General features: G+C 71.0%; 14 protein-coding genes. 4 read left to right on the top strand and 10 right to left on the bottom strand.

The window, feature by feature from the left end; all coding sequences use genetic code 11:
• Window positions 1-100 precede the first annotated feature (100 nt).
• The 6 genes from AC1DWR_RS00120 to AC1DWR_RS00095 all read right to left on the bottom strand — a co-directional run bounded on the left by AC1DWR_RS00120 (window position 101) and on the right by AC1DWR_RS00095 (window position 6,926).
• Complete coding sequence (locus AC1DWR_RS00120) at window positions 101-901, bottom strand: DUF1295 domain-containing protein (protein ID WP_477623217.1); 801 nt, start codon at window positions 899-901, stop codon at window positions 101-103.
• Complete coding sequence (locus tag AC1DWR_RS00115) at window positions 898-2,211, bottom strand: class I SAM-dependent methyltransferase (protein ID WP_477623216.1); 1,314 nt, start codon at window positions 2,209-2,211, stop codon at window positions 898-900. The genes AC1DWR_RS00120 and AC1DWR_RS00115 overlap by 4 nt, the downstream gene beginning before the upstream one ends.
• Window positions 2,208-3,545: a class I SAM-dependent methyltransferase gene (locus AC1DWR_RS00110; protein WP_477623215.1), complete on the bottom strand. Its 1,338-nt coding sequence runs from the start codon at window positions 3,543-3,545 to the stop codon at window positions 2,208-2,210. Before AC1DWR_RS00110 ends, AC1DWR_RS00115 begins: the two co-directional genes overlap by 4 nt.
• Window positions 3,542-4,273 carry a DUF1365 domain-containing protein gene (locus tag AC1DWR_RS00105; protein ID WP_477623214.1) on the bottom strand — a complete coding sequence of 244 codons (732 nt, stop codon included), beginning with the start codon at window positions 4,271-4,273 and terminating at the stop codon, window positions 3,542-3,544. Before AC1DWR_RS00105 ends, AC1DWR_RS00110 begins: the two co-directional genes overlap by 4 nt.
• Window positions 4,270-5,643, bottom strand: a complete 1,374-nt coding sequence (locus tag AC1DWR_RS00100) for an NAD(P)/FAD-dependent oxidoreductase (RefSeq protein ID WP_477623213.1) — start codon at window positions 5,641-5,643, stop codon at window positions 4,270-4,272. The genes AC1DWR_RS00105 and AC1DWR_RS00100 overlap by 4 nt, the downstream gene beginning before the upstream one ends.
• 65 nt (window positions 5,644-5,708) lie before the next feature.
• Entirely contained in the window at window positions 5,709-6,926 is a 1,218-nt protein-coding gene (locus AC1DWR_RS00095) for a heparan-alpha-glucosaminide N-acetyltransferase domain-containing protein (protein ID WP_477623212.1), read from the bottom strand.
• A gap of 123 nt (window positions 6,927-7,049) precedes the next feature.
• On the opposite strand from AC1DWR_RS00095, the gene AC1DWR_RS00090 reads away from it, so the two are divergent.
• Window positions 7,050-8,099 carry a MerR family transcriptional regulator gene (locus tag AC1DWR_RS00090; RefSeq protein WP_477623211.1) on the top strand — a complete coding sequence of 350 codons (1,050 nt, stop codon included), beginning with the start codon at window positions 7,050-7,052 and terminating at the stop codon, window positions 8,097-8,099.
• Between the two features lie 138 nt (window positions 8,100-8,237).
• Here AC1DWR_RS00090 and AC1DWR_RS00085 read toward each other — a convergent pair whose 3' ends face one another.
• On the bottom strand, window positions 8,238-10,496 hold the full coding sequence (locus AC1DWR_RS00085) for a DEAD/DEAH box helicase (RefSeq protein WP_477623210.1): 2,259 nt from the start codon (window positions 10,494-10,496) through the stop codon (window positions 8,238-8,240).
• 434 nt (window positions 10,497-10,930) lie between these two features.
• Here AC1DWR_RS00085 and AC1DWR_RS00080 point away from each other — a divergent pair, with 434 nt between their 5' ends.
• Both AC1DWR_RS00080 and AC1DWR_RS00075 read left to right on the top strand, forming a co-directional pair.
• Complete coding sequence (locus tag AC1DWR_RS00080) at window positions 10,931-11,851, top strand: cation diffusion facilitator family transporter (RefSeq protein WP_477623209.1); 921 nt, start codon at window positions 10,931-10,933, stop codon at window positions 11,849-11,851.
• Window positions 11,852-12,074: 223 nt separating this feature from the next.
• Window positions 12,075-13,370: an NERD domain-containing protein gene (locus tag AC1DWR_RS00075; protein ID WP_477623208.1), complete on the top strand. Its 1,296-nt coding sequence runs from the start codon at window positions 12,075-12,077 to the stop codon at window positions 13,368-13,370.
• Window positions 13,371-13,511: 141 nt separating this feature from the next.
• Here the strand turns inward: AC1DWR_RS00075 and AC1DWR_RS00070 are convergent, their stop codons facing one another.
• The 3 genes from AC1DWR_RS00070 to AC1DWR_RS00060 form a co-directional block, all read right to left on the bottom strand.
• The gene (locus AC1DWR_RS00070) at window positions 13,512-15,044 is read right to left on the bottom strand and encodes an MFS transporter (protein ID WP_477623207.1); all 1,533 of its coding nucleotides are present in this window, start codon (window positions 15,042-15,044) and stop codon (window positions 13,512-13,514) included.
• 169 nt (window positions 15,045-15,213) lie between these two features.
• Entirely contained in the window at window positions 15,214-17,961 is a 2,748-nt protein-coding gene (locus tag AC1DWR_RS00065; RefSeq protein WP_477623206.1) for a helix-turn-helix transcriptional regulator, read from the bottom strand.
• Window positions 17,962-18,264: 303 nt separating this feature from the next.
• Window positions 18,265-18,474 carry a CPBP family glutamic-type intramembrane protease gene (locus AC1DWR_RS00060; protein ID WP_477623205.1) on the bottom strand — a complete coding sequence of 70 codons (210 nt, stop codon included), beginning with the start codon at window positions 18,472-18,474 and terminating at the stop codon, window positions 18,265-18,267.
• A gap of 813 nt (window positions 18,475-19,287) precedes the next feature.
• Between AC1DWR_RS00060 and AC1DWR_RS00055 the strand changes: the two genes are divergently transcribed.
• The gene (locus AC1DWR_RS00055) at window positions 19,288-19,551 is read left to right on the top strand and encodes an SHOCT domain-containing protein (protein WP_477623204.1); all 264 of its coding nucleotides are present in this window, start codon (window positions 19,288-19,290) and stop codon (window positions 19,549-19,551) included.
• The last annotated feature ends 6 nt before the right edge of the window (window positions 19,552-19,557 follow it).

Raw genomic sequence — 19,557 nt, 5'->3', positions numbered from 1 at the left:
TCGACCCGGTTCCGTGGCTACTTGCTCGCCAACCGAGGACAGTAGCCGCTCGGATCCGGGTTTGCGCGTGTTTGGCCCCGAGTGGTCCTGTCTGACGTCGTCAGCGTCGGGATGGGCGTCGGGGTGGGCGCGGCAGGAAGTAGCTGGTGCGTTGCTGGTACTCGGCGTAGCCGGGCCGTTCGGCCATGTGCTGCTCGAGGAGCCGGGCCCCGGTCGCGAAGACGAGGAAGTAGGTCATCGCCACGGGAGACAGCGCGGTGAGGACGCCCGGCCAGGCGCTGGCCGCGACCAGCCAGATCCCCCACCAGACGCACGAGTCACCGAAGTAGTTGGGGTGCCGGGTCCAGGACCAGAGGCCGCGGTCCATGACCTTCCCCTTGTTGGCAGGGTCGGCCTTGAAGTCCTTCAGCTGCTTGTCCCCCAGCGACTCGAAGGTGACTCCCACGAACCAGACCAGGAGTCCCAGGACCGCCACGGGGACCACGCCCCGGCCACTGGCCGCGCTGACCTGGATGGGGAGCGAGACGAACCACACCGCGAGCCCCTGGATTGCATACACCTTGCGGATGGCCACCCACGTGGGGTTGCCCTTCTCCTGCGCCAGCATCTGCGCGTAGCGCGGGTCCTCGCCCTTGCCGCTGTTGCGCCGGTGCATGTGCCACGCCAGCCGCAGGCCCCAGACGGACACCACGAGGAGCAGGGCCAGGCGACGCCAACCAGCGCCGTCACCGACGACGGCCGCAACGGCAGCCACGACGACGAAGCCCAGCCCCCACGTCGTGTCGACGACGCTGACCCGGCCCTGTCGGTGGCCCTCGACCGCGGTCACCGCCATGAGCAGCACCACGGCGAGCAGCGAAAAGGCCGTCACCACAAGGAAGTTCGAGGTCTCGAACATCATGACCACTGCGCCGGACGCACCGGCTCCAGCTGGGACTCTCCGTGGTCGGGCCGCACCGCGAGGATCTGGTCGACACCCATCCGGCCGTCGCGGAAGGCCATCGCCCCACCGACGAGGTAGAGCCGCCAGACGCGGGCCACCTCCTCGCCGACGAGGGCGACGACCTGGTCGAAGTTGTCCTCGAAGGTGCGGTGCCACGCGGCCACCGTGCGAACGTAGTGCTCGCGCAGGGCATGCACGTCGCGCACCTCAAGACCCGAACCCTCAATGAGGTCAACGGTTTCGCCCACCGGACGCATGTGCATGTCGGGGGCGATGAAGGACTCGATGAAGGGGCCTCCACCGGGATGGCGCCCACGGCGGGACATCTGCTGCACGAGGACGCGCCCACCGGGACGGACGCGGTCGTGCAGCACCGCGGCATACGTCGCGTAGTTGCGTTGCCCCACGTGCTCGCCCATCTCCAGGGACACGACGGCGTCGAAGCCTTCGTCCTGCACCTCGCGGTAGTCCTGGAGCCGGATCTCCACCCGGTCCTGCAGTCCCCGCTCGGCGATCCGCGCGTCGATGAACTTCTTCTGCTCGGCCGCGATGGTCACCCCGGTGACCTGCGCGCCGAAGTGCTCTGCGGCATACAGGCTCATCGAGCCCCAGCCACAGCCGACGTCGAGCAGGGTCGACCCGGGGCGCAGGCCGAGCTTGTGCCCGACGAGCTCGAACTTGTCACGCTGCGCGTCCTCGACGGTGTAGTCGGCTGCGGTGGAACGCCAGTAGCCGCACGAGTAGGCCAGGTGCGGGTCGAGGATGAGGCTGTAGAAGTCGTTGGAGAGGTCGTAGTGGTGGTGGATCGCCTGACGGTCGCGTCCGACGCTGTGCAGCCGTCCCTTCAGCACCGCCTGGCTGGCGGGTGCCGGCAGCGGAAGCCCGAGCGCGCCGGCTCCCCGGGCGACCTTGAGCACCGCGGCGATGGCCGCAGGCGAGGGACGTATGCCGCTGAGCCGGCGCTGCTGCGCCACGGACCACACGTGCGTGAGGGCAGCGTCGAGGTCGCCCTCGACGTCGAGCTCACCGGTGACGTAGGCCTGGGCCGCCCCGAGCTCACCGGGGTGGCGCAGGAGCCGGCGCAGGGCGCGCGGTGAGCGGATGGTCACGTGCGGCGCGTCGGCGGGGCCGGCCTCGCTCCCGTCCCATGCCGTGAGGCGCACGGGCAGGTCGCCGCCGACGAACGGCGCCAACGCCGTGGCGAGCTCGGCCGCGACGCCGGATGCCTTGCTGACAGTGGGGTTCTCGACCCGGTAGACGGTCGTCATCGGTCGCCCTCGCGCTCCAGCACCAGCTGCTGGACGTCGAGGTAGCCCGAGCGGAAGCCCGCCCGCGAGTACTCGAGGTAGAAGTGCCACATGCGGTCGAACACCTCGTCGAAGCCCAGCTGGCGCACCCGGTCGAGCGAGGCCAGGAAGCGCTCGTCCCAGAGCCGCAGCGTCTCGGCGTAGTGCTGCCCGAAGGACAGCCGTTCGCTGACGTGGAGTGAGGTGTGCTGGCGGTTGACGTCGACGATCGCCTCGGTCGAGGGCAGGAAGCCGCCGGGGAAGATGTACTTGTTGATCCACGTGTAGGTGTACTTCGTGGCCATCATCCGGTCGTGCGGCATGGTGATCGCCTGGACGGCGACCTTGCCGCCGGGGGCCAGCACGCTGTCGATCTTGCGGAAGTACTCGCCCCAGTACTGGTGCCCGACCGCCTCGATCATCTCGACCGACACGACGGCGTCGAACTCACCCTCGACGAGGCGGTAGTCCAGCAGCTCCACCGACACGGCGTCGCTGAAGCCGGCTGCTGCGATGCGCTCGCGGGCGAGCGCCTGCTGCTCACTCGAGAGGGTCACAGACAGGACGGTGGCGCCCCGGGCCGCAGCCCTGATCGCGAGCTCACCCCAGCCCGTGCCGATCTCCAGCACGCGGGTCCCTTCCGCGACCCCGGCGGAGTCGAGCATGCGGTCGACCTTCTGCCGCTGGGCGTCAGCGAGCTGGTCCCAGGTGGGCGCCAGGGCTGGGGTGCTGGTGGTGACCCGCTCCCCCGCGACCGGGCGGCCGGACTGCTCGTCACCGGCGAAGAGGGCCGAGGAGTAGCTCAGCGTGGCGTCGAGGAAGGTGGCGAACATGTCGTTGGACAGGTCGTAGTGCCGGGCGATGTTGGTGCGCGTGTTCTGCGTCGTGTTCCGCTCGGTGTGCGGCGCCCGGGCGACGTAGAAGGCGCGGAGCTTCTGCAGGGGCTCGGGGATCAGGGTGCCCATCTGGGCGGCGAACACCTCGAGCAGACCGCCCAGGTCGTCGGCGTGCCAGTCGCCGGCCATGTAGGACTCGCCGAAGCCGATGAGGCCCCCCGCCCCGAGCGCTGCGAAGAACGCGTCCGGGCGGTCGAGGACCATCAGGGGCGCCTGCGGGTCGGTGGCGGCACCGCCCACGATGGCCTCACGACCGAGCTGGATGCGGACCGGCAGCCGTCGCGCGGCGGACAGGAAGATGCGGCGGGCGACGGCGCCCTCGACGGCTTGGCGCACCTTGGCGCGCCGGGCGGTCAGGTCGGGCCAGCGGCTGGCGTCGATGGCAGGCCGGGTGGACAGGCCTGCGGTGGCGGTGGTCACTGGACTGCCTCCTGGTGGTGGGAAGGGCGCGGCTGCACCGGCAGGCGGCGCAACCACAGGCGGATGCCGTGCCAGCGGATTCGCGCTGCGACGGCAAGGGGTTCGAGTGGTTGGGTCAGGGCGAGCCTCACGACCGTGCTCGTCCGCACGGGCAGGGCCCGTCCGCGCAGCCCGGCCACGAACGGGTCCTGACCGGGACGGTCGAGGACGACGCGGACGTGGACCTTGTCGCGGGGCATCGGGATGGTCAGCCGATAGCTGCCCGACACGTCGTTGAACGGACTGACGTAGAGCGCCTTGTCGACCTCGGCGTGACCGTTCTCGTCGGCGTTCACGAGGTAGGCGTGCCGGTCGCCGTAGGTGTTGTGGACCTCGACGACGTTGCAGGCGAGCCTGCCGTCCGCCGTGTGGCACCAGTAGACGCTGATCGGGTTGAACACCGTGCCGAGGACGCGGGGCATCGTCAACATGAGGATCTGACCACCGCCGAGGTCCACGCCCTGGGTGGCGAGGAAGGTGTCGAGGTTCTCGCGCAGGCTGCGCTCCGGCGCGCCGAGGTGGTCACGCGACTCGAAGCTGGCGAGCCCGCCGAGCATGCCCAGGCGCGGCAGGTCGTCCAGGTCGACCAGCCAGGTGTGGCTGCGGTTCGTGAACCGGTGCCGGACCGGCGAGGTGCGCGTGTGGATGATCGAGGTCGCGTAGATGCGCGTCGAGGGCGAGGCCTTCATCGAGCACCCACGTCCTCGAGGTCGGCGACCTCGACGGCGATCTCGCTGTCGACGGCGTCACTGGCGGCGTCAGCGGCGGCGTCAGCGGCGGCGTCACCGGCGGGCCAGAGGACTCCAAGGGCCGCGGCCGCGGCAACGCCCGAACGCGCGCCGTCCTCGTGGAAACCCCAGCCGTGGTAGGCGCCGGCGAAGGCGACACGACTGGTGTTGATCTCGGGCAGCCGGCGCTGTGCTGCAACGGATTCCGGCGTGTAGAGCGGATGTTCGTAGTGCATGGTGTCGATGACCCGGCCCTGGTCCACGCAGTCCACGCCGTTCAGGGTGACGAGGAAGCGGCGGTCCGGCACGTCGAGCCGCTGCAGGCGGCTGAGGTCGTAGGTGACCAGCACGCCGGTCCCCTCCGCCCCGGCTCGACGCCAGTAGTTCCACGACGCACGCGCCCCGGTGGACCTGGGCAGCACCGACTCGTCCGTGTGCAGCTGGGCGACGTTGGTCGAGTAGCGGATCGCGCCCAGGACGTCGCGTTGTCCCTGCGACGGCTCGGCCAGCATGGCCAGCGCCTGGTGCGGGTGGGCGGCGATCACCACGGAGTCGAAGGTCTCGCTGAGGCCTTGGGCGTCCGTCACGACGACCCCGTCAGGAGTCTCGACGACGGAGCGCACCGGGGTCGAGAGCCGGATGTCGGCGATCCCGGCGGCCAGCGCCTCGACGTAGCGCTGGGAACCGCCGGTCACGGTGCGCCACGTCGGCGAGCCGAAGACGGTGAGCATCCCGTGGTGGTCGAGGAACTCGAAGAGGTAGCGGGCCGGGTACTGCAGCGAGTCCGACGGGTCGCACGACCAGACGGCTGCCACGACCGGCTCGAGGAAGTGGCGGGTGAAGTAGGCGCTGAAGCCACAGCGCGCGGCAAAGGAACCGAGGGTCTCGTCGCGGCCCCCGTCGGTGGCCTCGCGGGCAAGCACGCTCCGCGCCTCGCGGTGGAACTTCTTCACCTCCGTGAGCATGCGCAGGTAGGCCACATCGGTCAGGTTGCGCACCCGCGGGAACAGGCCTCGAGCGGCCCGCGCCCCGGCATACTCCAGGCCTGTCTCGTCGTCGCGCACGGACATGCTCATGTCCGACTCCTGCGTCGCGATGTCGAGCTCCGCGAACAGGCGCAGCAGGGTGGGATACGTCCGGTCGTTGTGCACGATGAAGCCGGTGTCGACGCCGATCGTCCGGCCGTCCACCTGCACCTCGTGGGTGTCGGCGTGGCCGCCGAGGCGGGCGTCGGCTTCGTACAGCGTCACCGGGCCGCGCGTGCTGAGCACGTGCGCAGCAGCGAGTCCGGCGATCCCGCTGCCGATGACGGCGCGGCGTGGTGCAGACATGGTGGTCCATCCGTTCTGGGTGACGGGTCGACAGTGATTCGGCGCGCCCGACCCGGTGGATTGGGTCACCGCCGCGGTCGCCGGTATGCCGCTGGGCTGGGTGCCCGGTCCGGCTCGCCCAACGGCGCCGCCGCGGCGCGGGAGAGGTGGGACACCACGGTCTCGAGCGGGCCCCGCAGGGGGATCAGGGCCAGGACCGCTCCGATGCCCAGGACGATGAGCACCTGGTCGTCGTAGCTGTCGGGAGTCTCGAGGTCAGGCCACCAGCCGCGTCCCATCAGGAGCACGTGGAGGGTGTAGAGGCTCAGGGTCATGGCGCCCGCGCCGAAGGCCGCCGCCCACACCCGGGGCTGGACCCTCGTCACGAGCAGACACAGACCGAGCATCGCCATCGCGCTCCCGATGGTCTGAGCGAGGTCGAGGGGCGTGCCGGAGTGCGGCGCCACCGTGGCGAGCCACCACCACGACCCCGTGGGCGTCGTGCCGTGCAGGCCATGGGTGAGGACAGCGTGCAGGGCGGCCGGGTCCGAGCCGACCGACGCGTCGGGATAGGTCGATGCGAGCGCGGCTGCGGCGTCCGGGCGGGCCAGAAGCGCCCTGGAGACCACGGTCGCCGCCACCGCCAGCACCACCCCGACTGCGAGGAGCCACACGTCAACTCCCTTGCGTCGCAGGTCGACTCGGCCCATCGCCATCCCGGCGAAGAGGTAGGCGAGCCACACGACGGCCGGGTAGTAGCCGACGAGGAGGAGCTCGTTGAGCAGCAGGTGGGGTGACATCAGGGCCGCCGGCGTGGGGCTGCCGACGACGTGTTCCGGCAGGTGCGGCCGCACCACGAGGGAGGCGGCGGGCGCCACGAGGGCCCAGAGGACGGCGAGCGCGGCCAGGGCAGGGGCCCGCAGCCCGAGGAAGGGCAGGCCGAGCAGGAACAGCACGGCGTAGAACGCCAGGATCACCGCGATGCCCGAGGGCACGAGTCCCAGCAGGAGGCCCAGCGCGCCGATGAAGAGGGCACGGACGACGAGGCGGATGGACGCGGCATACCGGGCACGTCCTCGCACCGGCCTCGTGCGCCCGCTGACCAACGCCACGCTGACTCCGGCGAGGACGGCGAAAAGGGCCGACGCACGTCCTCCCGCCAGCTGCTGTGGCCACGGGACGTGGGTGCCCTCGATGCCGGGGAGCATGTGGGTCGCCATCATCCCGAGGAGCGCGAGCGCTCGTGCCACGTCGACGCCGACGATCCGGCCCGGCGCCACCTGCGGCAGGACCGGCTCGCTCATGGCGACATCCTGTCACCGGGACGGCGACGATCGGCGATTGTTGTCCATGGTTTGCACAACGATTTCGCCCTGCTCGGGGCCGATCCGGGACGCCGCCCACCCGCGGTGTGGGACCCTGCCAGCGTGTACACGATTGGGCACGCAGCTCGCCTGACCGGCGTACCGTCCGCCACCTTGCGCGCCTGGGAGCGGCGCTACGGCCTGGTCACACCGGTCCGCACCGAGGGTGGCTACCGGCTCTACGACGAGCGTGGGCTGCAGCTGCTCCGGGCGATGGCCGCCCTGGTCGCCGCCGGCTGGTCGCCGCGCCAGGCGGCGGAGCACCTGCGCTCCGACGGCAACGACTCCCCCGACGACGAGCAGCACCAACCGTGGGAGGCGTACCTCACCGACACCGACCAGGTCGGCACCGACGGGGCCGAGAGCGCGCCGGGTTCCAGGGGCGCCAAGGCGTCCAAGGGCTCGAAGGGTTCCAAGGCGTACGACGCGGGCGGGGACCACGAGGGCGCGGGACCGGCCCCGGACCCGGACGCACCGGTGACGCGTGGAGCCTGGGATGTCACCGCGCTCGCCCGAGGGGCGGCCGAGATGGACCCAGCAGCCGTGGGCGCAGCTGTGGACCGGGCGTTCGCGGCGGGAAGCCTCGAACAGGTCGTGGACACCTGGCTGATGCCCGCCCTCCAGATGCTCGGGGACCAGTGGAAGGCCGGGCGCGTGGACGTCGCCGGGGAGCACGTCGTGAGCGCCACCCTGCACCGCAAGCTGGGAGCCGCGATGGAGGCCACTCCCCCGGCGTCGGGCGGCCCACGCGTCGCCGTCGGCCTGGCCCGCGGGTCACACCACGAGCTCGGCATCCTTGCCTTCTCCGTCCTCCTGCGCCGCGCGGGGGTCGAGGTCGTCTACCTCGGCGCCGACCTGCCCGCGCAGCACTGGGTGGCCGTCGTCAAGCACCACGACCCCAGCGCCGTCGTCATCGGGGTCCCGACCGCGACCGACGTCCTGGCCGTGCGGGAGACCGTGGCGGCCCTCCACGCCGCCCGGCCGCGCCTCAGCGTGCACGTGGGCGGAGGCGCCCAGTTCGAGGTGGGTCAGGGCACCATCGCCCTGGGCCACGCCGTGACGGCGGCAGCCCACGGCCTGGCCGAGGGGCTGCGCACCGCCGACGCCGGCTGACACCACCCGGCATACCTCTGCATCTGTGGGAAGTGAAACGTCCTGCCGTCAGGTCCGGTCGGGATGACCGCCTCGGTCAGGGGCGGCCAGGTCACGCAGGACCGTTGGCCCGCCCAGTGTCTCGTCGACCGGACGCGGTCACTGAGTGGCCGACATCTCGCTCGTTGAGAACAGGTCAATGGTCGGAACCGGCGCCGCGGCCTCGTGCGCGAGCGCCGTGGTCAGGAGGTCGTCGTCGGGCCCTTGCTCCGTGACTTCGTCCAGCCCTGCGTCGACCTCGAGTTCGGCGGCCAAGGCCTCGGTGAGCAGCGCCACGAGAGCCTCGAGCTGCACGTCCGCCGAGGAGCCGACCTCCTCGTCGGAGCCGTCGAGGGCCCGCGCCGCGAGCCCCGCCTTGCTGTCGATCAGCTGCGCGATCTTGGCGTCGATCGTCTGGGCGGCAATGATCCGCCAGGCGGTGACCGGCTCGTCCTGACCGATGCGGTGGACCCGGTCGATGGCCTGGGTCTGCTCGGCGGCGGTCCACGACAGCTCGGCCAGCACCACGTTGGAGGCGACCTGCAGGTTGAGTCCCACCCCGGCGGCCGTGAGGGAGCAGACGACGATGGCGACGTCGGGATCGTTGACGAAGGCGTCGATGTTGGCCTTGCGCACCTTGGGGGTCTGGTCGCCGCGGATCGAGGAGTACCTGACCCCTCGGCGGGCGAACGTCTCCTCGGCGACGTCCATGACGTCGATGTGCTTGGCGAAGAAGACGACCTTGCCGACGCTCCGGGCGAGCTGTCCCGCGTAGTCGGCGGCGAGCCCGGCCTTGGCCTGGCCGATCCGGCGCATCACGGTGAACACGTTGTCGCCGGACTTGGCCTTGCTGCCCTCCTCTCGCTCCCAGGTCGCCACCCGGCGCACGAGGTCGTGGTCGATGCCTTCGACGACGACTCCGGACGTGCGGGCTTCGAGTGCGGCGCGGTAGCGCTTGACGAGGCGACGCGCGAGCTCTTGCTCCGCGGCCCGGATGGACCGTCCGGCATCGTCGTCGAGCTCGACCGGCAGGTCTGCCACGCGGCGGGCGGGGATGTCCGCGGCCACGTCGACCTTGCGACGACGGACGATGCCGAGGTCGATGACGCTGGTGCGAGCGGCGGCGTAGAAGCCGGAGTCGGCCGGGGTCAGACCGGTCTCCTCGAGGGCGGCCATCAGCGCGTGCCGCGGCTTCTTCTCCTCGATCCAGCCGAGGAACTGCCAGATGGCCTTGAAGTCCTCGATGTCATTGATGAGAGGGGTGCCGGTGAGGGCCATGAGCAACGGGTTGGGGGTGCGGGTGCGGATCCGCTCCGCGAGCTGCAGGACGTGCTGAGAGCGCTGCGAGGTCTTGTTCTTGATGAAGTGCGCCTCGTCGACGACCATCCCCCGGAACCCGAGGTCGCCGAGCCATCCGACGTGGCGGTCGAGGACCTCGTAGTTGACCACGACGATGTCGGCGAAACCGTCGATGTTGTCACCGTTGCCGTGGATCACGGTGGCGGGGTGGCCCGGGGTCCAGAGTTCGGCCTCGTGGGCCCAGTTGGCCTTGACCACGTTGGGCACGACGACCAGCAGCGGGTAGGCGTTCGCGGCCTGGGCGGCCAGCAGCGCCTGCGCCGTCTTGCCCAGGCCGGGTTCGTCGGCGAGCAGGAAGCTGCGGTGCCCGGCTGCCGCAGCCGCGACGACCTGGCCCTGGTGGTGCATGAGCTGGAGCTCACCGGCCCCACGCAGGACGCTGACCGGCTCCGGCAGGGACATGCAGGATGAGTCCCCGCCGTACTCGAAGGCTCTGAAGAGCGGACCGAGGAGCTCCCAGCTGGCCAGTCGACCCGTCGTGGGCTTGCGAGGCGCGACGGCGCTGAAGTCGGGAGCCAGGAACGGGTTGGCGAGCTGGCGGGCGACGACCGACTGCGGCACCGCGCGACGCTCGGCTGGGGCAGCCGTGCCCGCAGCTGCCTCCGGCTCGACCTCTTCAGGCTCCGGCTCCAGGCCGGCGGCCCGCACCATGTCACGCCGCAGGTCCGCTGCCGTCTGGCTGACGACGGCGTCCTCGGCGAGCAGGGCGAGCAAGGAGGTGTCCCTCGCTGCGGTCTTGGCCAGGATCGTCGCGACACCGTCGAGCCGCTTCAGCTGGGCCTCGCGCTCGGCCGTGCTAGCGGTGGGGTCGGCCTTGACCCGGGCGCGCTCCTCACGCACCAGGAGGCCGATGACCTGGAACTTCACCCGTCCGGCGGGCTTGACGCGGCCTCGCTGTGCGTCGGCCTCGACCTCTCGCACGGCGCGCGCCAGCACGGGGATGATCCCCTCGTTGTCGAGGGGGCGACCGCGTCGCTGGGTGCGCTGGGCGCCTGACTGGCGCTGGCCTCGCTGAGCCAAGAACTCCTCCTCAGGATGCCCGCGACGAGCGGGCCGAGCGGAACGACATGTGCAGCGCAGTCGCGCGGCCGGGGCGGTGTGGGACGCCGAACCGAGCGGACCCGGAGGACCGCCTGCTCCGCGGTATGCGGTGCTGGAACAGATCGGCGCGCCGACCCCGACGGCTCGCCCACGCATGCAACCGACGACCACGGATCGAGGTCCGCCAGGCTTCGAGCTCAGTAGTTGCCAGAGCTGCGGTGTTGCCAGAGTTGCGGTACGGCCGGGAGCCGGAACAGGTCGATAGTACCTCCCGGTGCGGGCGCGCGGCGAACGCCGTGCCGTCGACACGGCATACCGTCCAGCACGGGGCCCGGCTCGAGCGCGGTGACGTACGATCGGGACATGCGCTGCGTGAGCGAGCCCACCGCAGCCTCCGGCGCTGACGTGACGTCGTGAGCGGCCACTCGCACGGTCCCGGGCACGGTCCCCCGCACGGTCACCCGGGCGCGGCCCACCGCTGGCGGCTGCGCACCGCGTTCGTCCTCGTGGCCGGCTTCTTCGTCGTCGAGCTGGTCACCGGGCTCGTCTCCGGGTCCTTGGCGCTGCTCAGCGATGCCGGTCACATGGCTGCCGATGTCGTCGCGCTGGGAGCGGCGCTCGTCGCGACGCGGATCGCGGCACGACCCGACACCACCGGTCGACGGACGTTCGGGTCCTACCGTGCCGAGGTCTTCGCCTCCGGGCTCGCGGTCCTGCTGATGCTCGGTGTCTCCGCCTACATCGGCCTCGAGGCGATCCGGCGGGTCGGCGCGCGGGTGGAGATCTCATCGGGGCCCCTGCTCGTCGTCGGTTCGGTCGGACTGGTCGTCAACCTGGTCTGCCTGACGCTGCTGCGCGTCGGCGCCGCGGAGTCCTTGAACATCAAGGGCGCGTACCTCGAGGTGGTGGCCGACGCGCTTGGTTCGGTGGGCGTCATCGCCGCCGGCGTCCTGGTCGCCGCGACCGGGAGCGCGTGGTGGGACACCGGCATCGCGCTGGCCATCGCGTCCTTCGTGGCCGTCCGGGCGGTCATGCTGGGCCGTGAGGTCATGGTGGTCCTCGGGCAGCACGCCCCGGCAGGCATGGACGCCGACACCGTTGCCGCGGCCCTCGCCGGCGTCCCCGGGGTGCGCGACGTCCACGACCTGCACGTCTGGACCCTGACCTCGGGCATGAACGTCGCGACCGCCCACCTGGTCACCGCGGAACACGCCGACTCGCACGGGGTGCTCGACCAGGCCATGCAGGTGATGCGAAGCCAGTTCGGTGTCGAGCACGCCACCCTGCAGGTCGAGCCGGACACGCACACCGGCTGCAAGGAAGTCACCTGGTAGCGCTGGGGCCTGAGGGACGGAAGAGACAATGAACCCTTGGCGCCGCGCTATTGTACGGCGGCGCTTGGTCCAGCACGAGGGAATTGGGCAAGTCCTTACCTGATTCGTCCAAACGTATACGAGTGCCGTACCCAAATCTGCCCAGATCGAACGCAAACACACGCGTGGTGATGCTGTCGGGTGTCACATTGGCAACCTCGAACCCAAGGGGGTAGGCGCCATGGTGCCTGAGATTGTCAGATTGGAACGCGCCGGAGTGTGCGGCTGTGGGGAGCTCGTCGCTGCGGGCGAGCGTGCGGGGTATGTCCCGCCGCAGGAGCGCGTCGTGTGCCTGACCTGCCTGGCGAACGAGCCAGCCGGGCGCGAACACCGTGACGCCCCACGGGCGAGCTCCGCCGTGCTGCCTGCGAGCTGGACCGCGGACGAGCTGGTCATCGCGGCGACGCTGGAGGCCCTCCGCGGCGGGTCGGCACCCACGCGGCGCTCCTCTGCGCCCGACATCCTCCACGTGCCGACCGAGTGGTCGTCGACCCCGCTCTCCCGGCCGGCTCCCCTCGAGGGGACGGACGCGGCGCCGCCCGAGCAGCTGATCGTCCTGCCGCGGCGCAAGCCCCGGCTCGAGCCCGCGCCGGATGCCGACCTCGTCGGCCCCTCGGTCGCGGCACCCACGGCGTTCCTCGCGCGGCCACGCCCGTCGGCTCCGCCAGCGGCCCCGCCTGCCACCCCGCCTGCAGCCTCGCCGGTTGCCTCGCCGGTTGCCCCCTCGGCCGCTCCGGCTGTCATCCCGGCCGCCCCGGCTGTCACCCCGCCTGTCAGTCCGGCCGTCACCTCAGCTGCCGCCCCGTCGGTCGCCGAGAAGATCGCGGAGACGCAGACGCGCCGGTCACGGCACGAGGCTGCCGCGGCGCAGGACCTGAGCATGCCGGCCGCGGCGCCCCGTCGGCGGGCAGGTCTGTTCAGCCGCCTGATGACGGTGCGAACCTTCCGGACCCAGCAAGCCCAGCCACGGGTCAGCAAGTCGCACGCGGCAGTGCGCACCCTCCTGGAGGCCGCTGACACCAAGGGCGTGCTGTCTCTGCACAACCGGCGGGTGCCCGGTCGCCGTGGCCCCATCGAACACATCGCGGTCGGCGCCAGCGGTGTCTACGTCATCGATGCGCTTCACTTCAAGAACGCCTCCATCGAGGTGCGTCCTGCGGCCGAGTCCGACGCCGACACCGACGACCTCGTGGTCGGAGGTCGAGTCATGACCGCAGCCGTCAGGGCGGTGGCTCAACGCGTCGAGGTGCTGCGACTGATCCTGCTGGCCGCGGGAATCGACGATGTGCCGGTGACCGGGGCCCTGTGCTTCGTCGACGGCCTGCTGCCCCTGGCGGTGGCCGACCTCGAGGTCGGCGGGATGCACGTGCTGCGGCCCAGCGGCCTGACCGCCCTGGTGGCCGGGCCGGGCCAGTACGACGAGCGAGACCGCGAGACGCTGCGCCACTTCCTGGCAGAGCGGCTGCCCGCGGTGGCGTGAGGCCTGCAGGTGGTGGCATGACTCCCGCAGGGAGGAAGTCATGCCATCAGGGCACTGCCCAGCCACGCGGCATACCTGCACCACGTGGCACAGGAGAAGGCCCGGACCWGTGGTCCGGGCCTTCTCTCACAGCACGACGGCTCAGTGGTGCATGTGCATTCCTGCGCCGCCCTCGACGCGGGTGGCGGGCATCCTCAGGTAGGCGAAGGCGGCGAGCACCATGGCGATGCCTGCGGCTGCGAGGAACCCGCGACCGAACCCGTTCACGACGCCGGCCGCGCTGGCCAAGCTGCCGGCCGTGCTGGCGACGGCGGACAGGACGGCAACGCCCAGGGCGGCACCGACCTCGTGTCCGGTCATGAGGAACCCGGACGCCAGACCGGCGTGCTGGGAGGGGATGCCAGCCATCGCCGTCACGGACACTGGGGCGAAGACCATGCCGACGCCCAGGCCGATGATGGCCAGGCCGGGCAGGACGCCGGTGGCGAAGGCGGAACCGGCTGACGCCTGCGCGAGCAGGACCGCACCACCAGCCACGACGACGAGACCGATGGCCGCGATGGCACGCGGAGTGCCGTGAGCCATGGCGTGCCTTGCCACGACGGTGCCAAGAGTGATGGCCAGGGCGAACGGGACGAACGCGACGCCTGCCCGGATGGCGGAGTAGCCCATCACGGTCTGGACGAAGATGGAGGCCAGGAATACGGTCCCGACCAGGATGCCGGTGACGCCGAGCATGACCGTGGTGCCGGACACGAGCGACGTCACCTTCCACGTGTGCGGCGGGACGAGCGGGTTCGCGGCCTTGTTCTCCCGGACCTTGAACGCGACCGCGAGGACCGCCGAGACGGCGAACGCGACGAGTACCCGGGCGGAGAGCCAGCCGTGCTGTTCGGTGGCGCCGAGCCCGTAGATGAGGGCGGCGAGGCTGCCGATGACGGTGACGGCACCCGCGACGTCGAACTGCTTGAGGGTGACCCGCGAGGTCGTGGCGGCGGGGATGACCTTGAGGCCGATCAGAAGTGCGGCGGCGCCAATGGGGGCGTTGATGAAGAAGATGGTCTGCCAGCCGGCCCAGGTGGTGAGGGCACCGCCGAGCAGGACTCCGGCGGCGACGCCGAGCGACCCCACGGCACCCCACAGCGTGAGTCCGAGGCGGCGCTGCGCTCCGGAGTACGTGGTCATGATGATGGACAGCGCGGCCGGGGTCATCAGGGCAGCGGACAGCCCTTGGCCGGCGCGCGCGGCGATGAGCTCGGTTGCGCTGCCAGCGAATCCGCTGACGACGGACGCGATGGTGAAGATGGTCAGTCCCGTCAGGAACACCCACTTGCGCGACAGCAGGTCCGCGATGCGGCCACCGAACAGCAGCCCGCCACCGGACATCATCAGGTACGCGGTGACGACCCACTGCATGTCGGACCCGTCCAGGTGCAGGTCGCGTCCGATGGACGGTAGGGCGGTGTTGACGACGGAGATGTCGAGGCCGAGAATCTGGGCGGCGAGGGCCAGGGCCAGGACGACCCAGGACTTGCGCGGGCCGTCGTCCGGGTCCCCGTGTTGGGCGGGGGTGGGTGCGTGCTCGTGGTGGGTGGTGCTGGGGGTATGCGGTGTGGGTGCGGTGGGCGTGGGAGTGTGGACCGCGAGCGGTTCGGCGGCGGGCTTGGCGTGCATGACAACTCCTTGGGCGGTGTCGGTGAAGCTCTGCTTCTGGTCCCACCGCCGAGGTTGCGATGGTGACACCTACCGTCGTCGGAGTGCCGAGGGTTCACGCCGGTCAAATGGCCGGGATGTGCAGGGACAAGCCGGGGTGCGGTTCCCCCGAGCCGGACGGCGTCTAGCGTCAGCTGAAGTCGAGCTGGGCGAGCTCAGTGCGCGAGCTGACGCCGACCTTGGTGAACACGTTGCGCAAGTGGAAGGCGACGGTGCGGGGTGACACCCAGCACTGGGCGGCGACGTCCTTGTTCGACAGCCCGGTGCTGACCAGCTGGGCGACCTTGAGCTCCATCGGCGTCAGGTCCAGCAGGGTGGACGGGTCGCGTTTGCGGGCGGTTTCGCCGGAGGCGCGGAGCTCTTGGGTGGCGCGCTCGACCAGCGGGGCGGCGCCCAGGTCGGTGAAGGTCTCCAGCGCTGCCCGCAGGTGGGTGCGTGCATCGACGCGGCGGTTGGTGCGGCGCAGGAACTCTCCGTAGGCGAGCTGTGTGCGCGCGAGGTCATACGGGCGTGCGGCGCGTCGGTAGTGGTCGACTGCCCGCTCGAACGCCGCGGTCGCGTCGGCAGGGTCGGAGGTTGTCAGGGCGCGGCCCAGCTCGACGGCACCGAGAGCCCATGGGTGCCCGGTCCCGGTGGCGAACGGGGCGAGCTCGTCCAGCCACGCGAGAGCCTGGGCGGTGTCGCCGGCGCGGACGGCTGCTTCGAGTCGGTCGACGACTGCCAACCGGTGCAGGGCTGGGACTCGCATTCCGGACAGGTGGTGCAGCGCTGCTGCCGCATCGCCTTGCGCTGCGGCGCGGGCGCCCTTGGCCCATCGGGTGACGTCGTGCGTTGGGCCGGTCATGATGCCCAACGGGTGAGCGGCTGCGACGTCCTCGAGGGCAACGAGGTGCCGGTCGAAGTCGTCGTCGCCGGTCAGTGCAGCCAGCAGGGTCAGACAGGCCAGTGGTGCAGCAGTCAGGGTGGGTTGGCCGACGCTCCGCGCCAAGGTCAGAGCTTCGTCGACCGATCTGCGCATGAGGGTCCACGGCCCGGTCGGGAACTGCCCGAACATGAGCCGTTCCAAGGCGTAGAGGACGACCATGCCGGCACCGGCCTCGCGGGCCGTGGCCACCATGGCGGAGTAGTAGAAGCGAGCGCCTTCGTCATGGCCCAGGTGCAGTGCGGTGTTGCCGAGGTTGCCCATCACGTCCAGGTCCTCGACCTCGCGTCCAGCCTGAAGGGCCTGCTCGAGGGCGGGGGCGGCGCGGGCCCAGTCCTGGTCGCCGGACGCGGTCAGGGTGGCGAGCAGGAGTCGCAGGCAGGTGGTGCGCGGGGTGTCCTGTTCGGTCGGGGTCAACAGTCGGGTCAGGACGTCCGTGCCAAGGGTGGCTCCGCTGTCGGCGCCGTAAGTGCGGTTGAGGGCGGCGGCGCATGCCATCTCCAGGGCGCGTCCGGTGTCGTGGTCGGCGACGGTTCGGGCCGCGACGGTGAAGATGCGATGGGCGTCGACGGCGGATCCGACGTTGACCTCGATGCGGGCCCGGAGCCGGTCGATGTCTGCGCGCTGTAACGGGTCAGAGGCGAGGTCACGAGCTGAGGAGGCGAGGGTGCGCGCGCGGACCGCTTGCCCGGCCGCCCACGCGGTGCGCGCGGCTCCGAACAGACGGGTGGCGCGGTCCGGCTCGCTGACGGTGAGTGCGGCTGAGCGTTCGAATGCGTCGGCGGCAGCGAGGTGACCGCCGCGTTGCTCGGCCCGCACTGCGACGTCGTGGAGGGCGTCGGCGACGTCGACGTCGGGTCCGTCGGCGGCCGCGGCGCGGTGCCAGGTGGCGCGGTCCGCGTCGTCGGCGCCTACTGCCTCCGCCAGAGCGCGGTGCACCTGTCGCTGTTCGTAGCTGGTGGCTGCCTGGTACACGGCCGATCGGACCAACGGGTGCCGCACCGACACGGTGTCGCCGGCGATGGTCACCAGGTTCGACCTCTCGGCGTCCGTCCACGCGGTCGCGTCGACGCCGAGGGTGGCTGCTGCTTGGCGGACGGTGGCGACTCTGCCCGTGGCATCGGCGGCGGCGACCAGCAGCAGCGTCTGGACTTGTTCGGGTAGGCGACGGCACCGGTCGAGGAACGCGCGTTCGACACCGGCGGTCAACGTGAGCTGTTGCGGCAGCGGCTCCTCGCCGTGCAGCTGGGCGGAGGTGAGCCCGGTGGGCAGTTCGAGCAGGGCCAGCGGGTTTCCTCCGGTGTCGCGGACGAGGCGTTCGGCGACGCCACCGGGCAGTGGGTCGCCGCCGCGTTCGTCGAGGAGCTGGCGGGCCGCCGTGTCGTCGAGACCTCGGACCTCGAGGACGGGCAGCCCCGGAGCGGCGAACGCTCGTCCGGCCGTGTCACCGGTCCGGGCGGCGAAGACCATGGCGACGGGGTCGGCGGCAAGCTGACGGGCGGCGAACAGCAGCGCGTCCGCGGACGCCGAGTCGAGCCAGTGCGCGTCATCGACCACGCACAGCAGCGGCTGGTCTGGTTCGGCTGCATCCGTCAGCACGGACAGGGTCGCAACACCGACCAGGAACGGCTCCACGGTGGGTCCGTCCTCGAGGCCGAACGCGACCCGCAACGCTCTCGCCTGCGGAGCCGGGAGCCGGTCGAAGTCCGTGACGGGACGCAGCAGGCGGAAAAGCGCGGCATACGGCAAGGGGGACTCGGACTCCACGCCGGCGGTGCGCAGCACCCGCGTTGTCCCACCCTGAGCGGGCTCGCCCACAGCGGTCAGATCGCGCAGCAGGGCGGTCTTGCCAACGCCGGGCTCTCCCAACACCACCAGAACGGCACCGGTTCCCGCGCGCGCTTGGTCCACCAGGGCGGCAAGGTGCGCGCGTTCGGGCTCGCGGCCGTGTAGCACCAGCCGACGGTACCGCCGGGGCGAGCGGCATACCGGCACTTTGACGGGGACGAGACCCGCCACCCAGGGCGCATCGTGGACTCACCGAAGCACACTGTGCCCAAACCGAAGGACTCGCCATGACCTTCCCCACCGTCCCCATGGACTCCAACCATCCTGCTGCAACCAAGCACATCGGCATCCTGCTGTTCGACGACGTCGAAGAGCTCGACGCCGTCGGCCCGTGAGAAATCTTGGCGAGGGCGACCGCCTGATGACCTGGTGATGCAGGGGCACCGCTGACGGACGGCTCGGTGTGCGGCATCAGAGCCCGAGCATGGTGGCGTTGCGGACGGCGTCGATGACGGCGTGCGCCAGCGCTGGACCGCCCAGGTTGCGGGTGCGGCGCCACGCCAACGACAGCCCCACCCCGATTGCGACATGGACGACAACGAGCTCGACGACCATGAGTGGCAGGGGTAAGCCTGAGGAGACCGGAAGGTGCCACAGCCCCCAGAGGGCGGACACGAACACGGCGACTGCCAGCGGCGTGTGTCACCGTCATGGTGCACGTGCGCGTCGATGGCTCCGCGGAACGCAACTTCCTCGAGCAGGAACGTGGCCGGGTAGTACAAGGCGGTGTACTTGGCCAAGGCGGCGAGGGCAGCCATCGCGGGAAGTGGCGTCCCGGTCGCAACGTGCACCACCCCGTAGACGGTTGCCATGCCCACAGCTCCGACGGCGACGGGCAGGGCCGCCGAGCGGAGGGTGGCACGGAGGGAGCTGGCGCGCAGGGAGAAGGCGGCGGCGAGGGCGCCGGCCATGGCGGCCAGGTACCAGCCGAATGTGGTCCAGTCGCCGGCTGTGAACGCCTGTGCAGCGTAGTACCCGGGGGTGATGGCAAGGACGGTTGCCATGGCGGCCCCTTTGCGGTCCAGAGCGAACCGGGTCGTGCCGCCGGCGAACAGCTCGCGCAGCGGGCGGCGGCGCACACCCAGCTGGAACGCGGCGGTCAGCGGGATGCCAAGCAGCAGGTACCCGTTGGAGCTGAGCCCGAGCAGGTATCCGGCGGTTACCCAGGTGGCCACGAACGCGACCGACTCGATGGCTCGACGCCGCAGGGAGGTGTCCAGACGTTGCCCGCTGGTGGCACGGAGTGGCGTGGTGCTGGGGCTGGTGTGGAGGCTCATGGCCGTCATCTCCGTCCGGAGGCTCAATGCGATGCGGTGCTGTAGGTGGTGTGCACGACTCTTTGCAGCAGGCCCTTCGTCCCTGCCGTCCCATCGGCGCCGGCGCAAAGATGGTGGGAGACCGTTCCGGGAGCGTTCGAGCAGAAGGAGGCCCGCGATGATGTACGACAACGCCGGGTGGGGCTGGTGGCTGATGGGCGCGGTCGGCCTGGTCGTGCTGCTCATCCTCGTGGCCGGAACTGTGGCAGTGGTGCTGGCTGTGCGCCCCCGACCTTGGCAAGCGGGGACGACGACAGAACGGGCGTCGCAGCCTTCCCCTGCGGCTTTGGAGGCGCTTGACGTGCGGTTCGCGCGCGGCGAGGTGGACGAGGAGACGTATCGGCGCAGCCGTGACCTGTTGGTGCGTCCTCCTGGTTGGTGAGGAGTG

Source organism: Pedococcus sp. P2_E2, from assembly GCF_056403955.1.
Note: the sequence above shows the minus strand (reverse complement) of the source record. Positions and strands in the feature narration are given on the sequence as shown.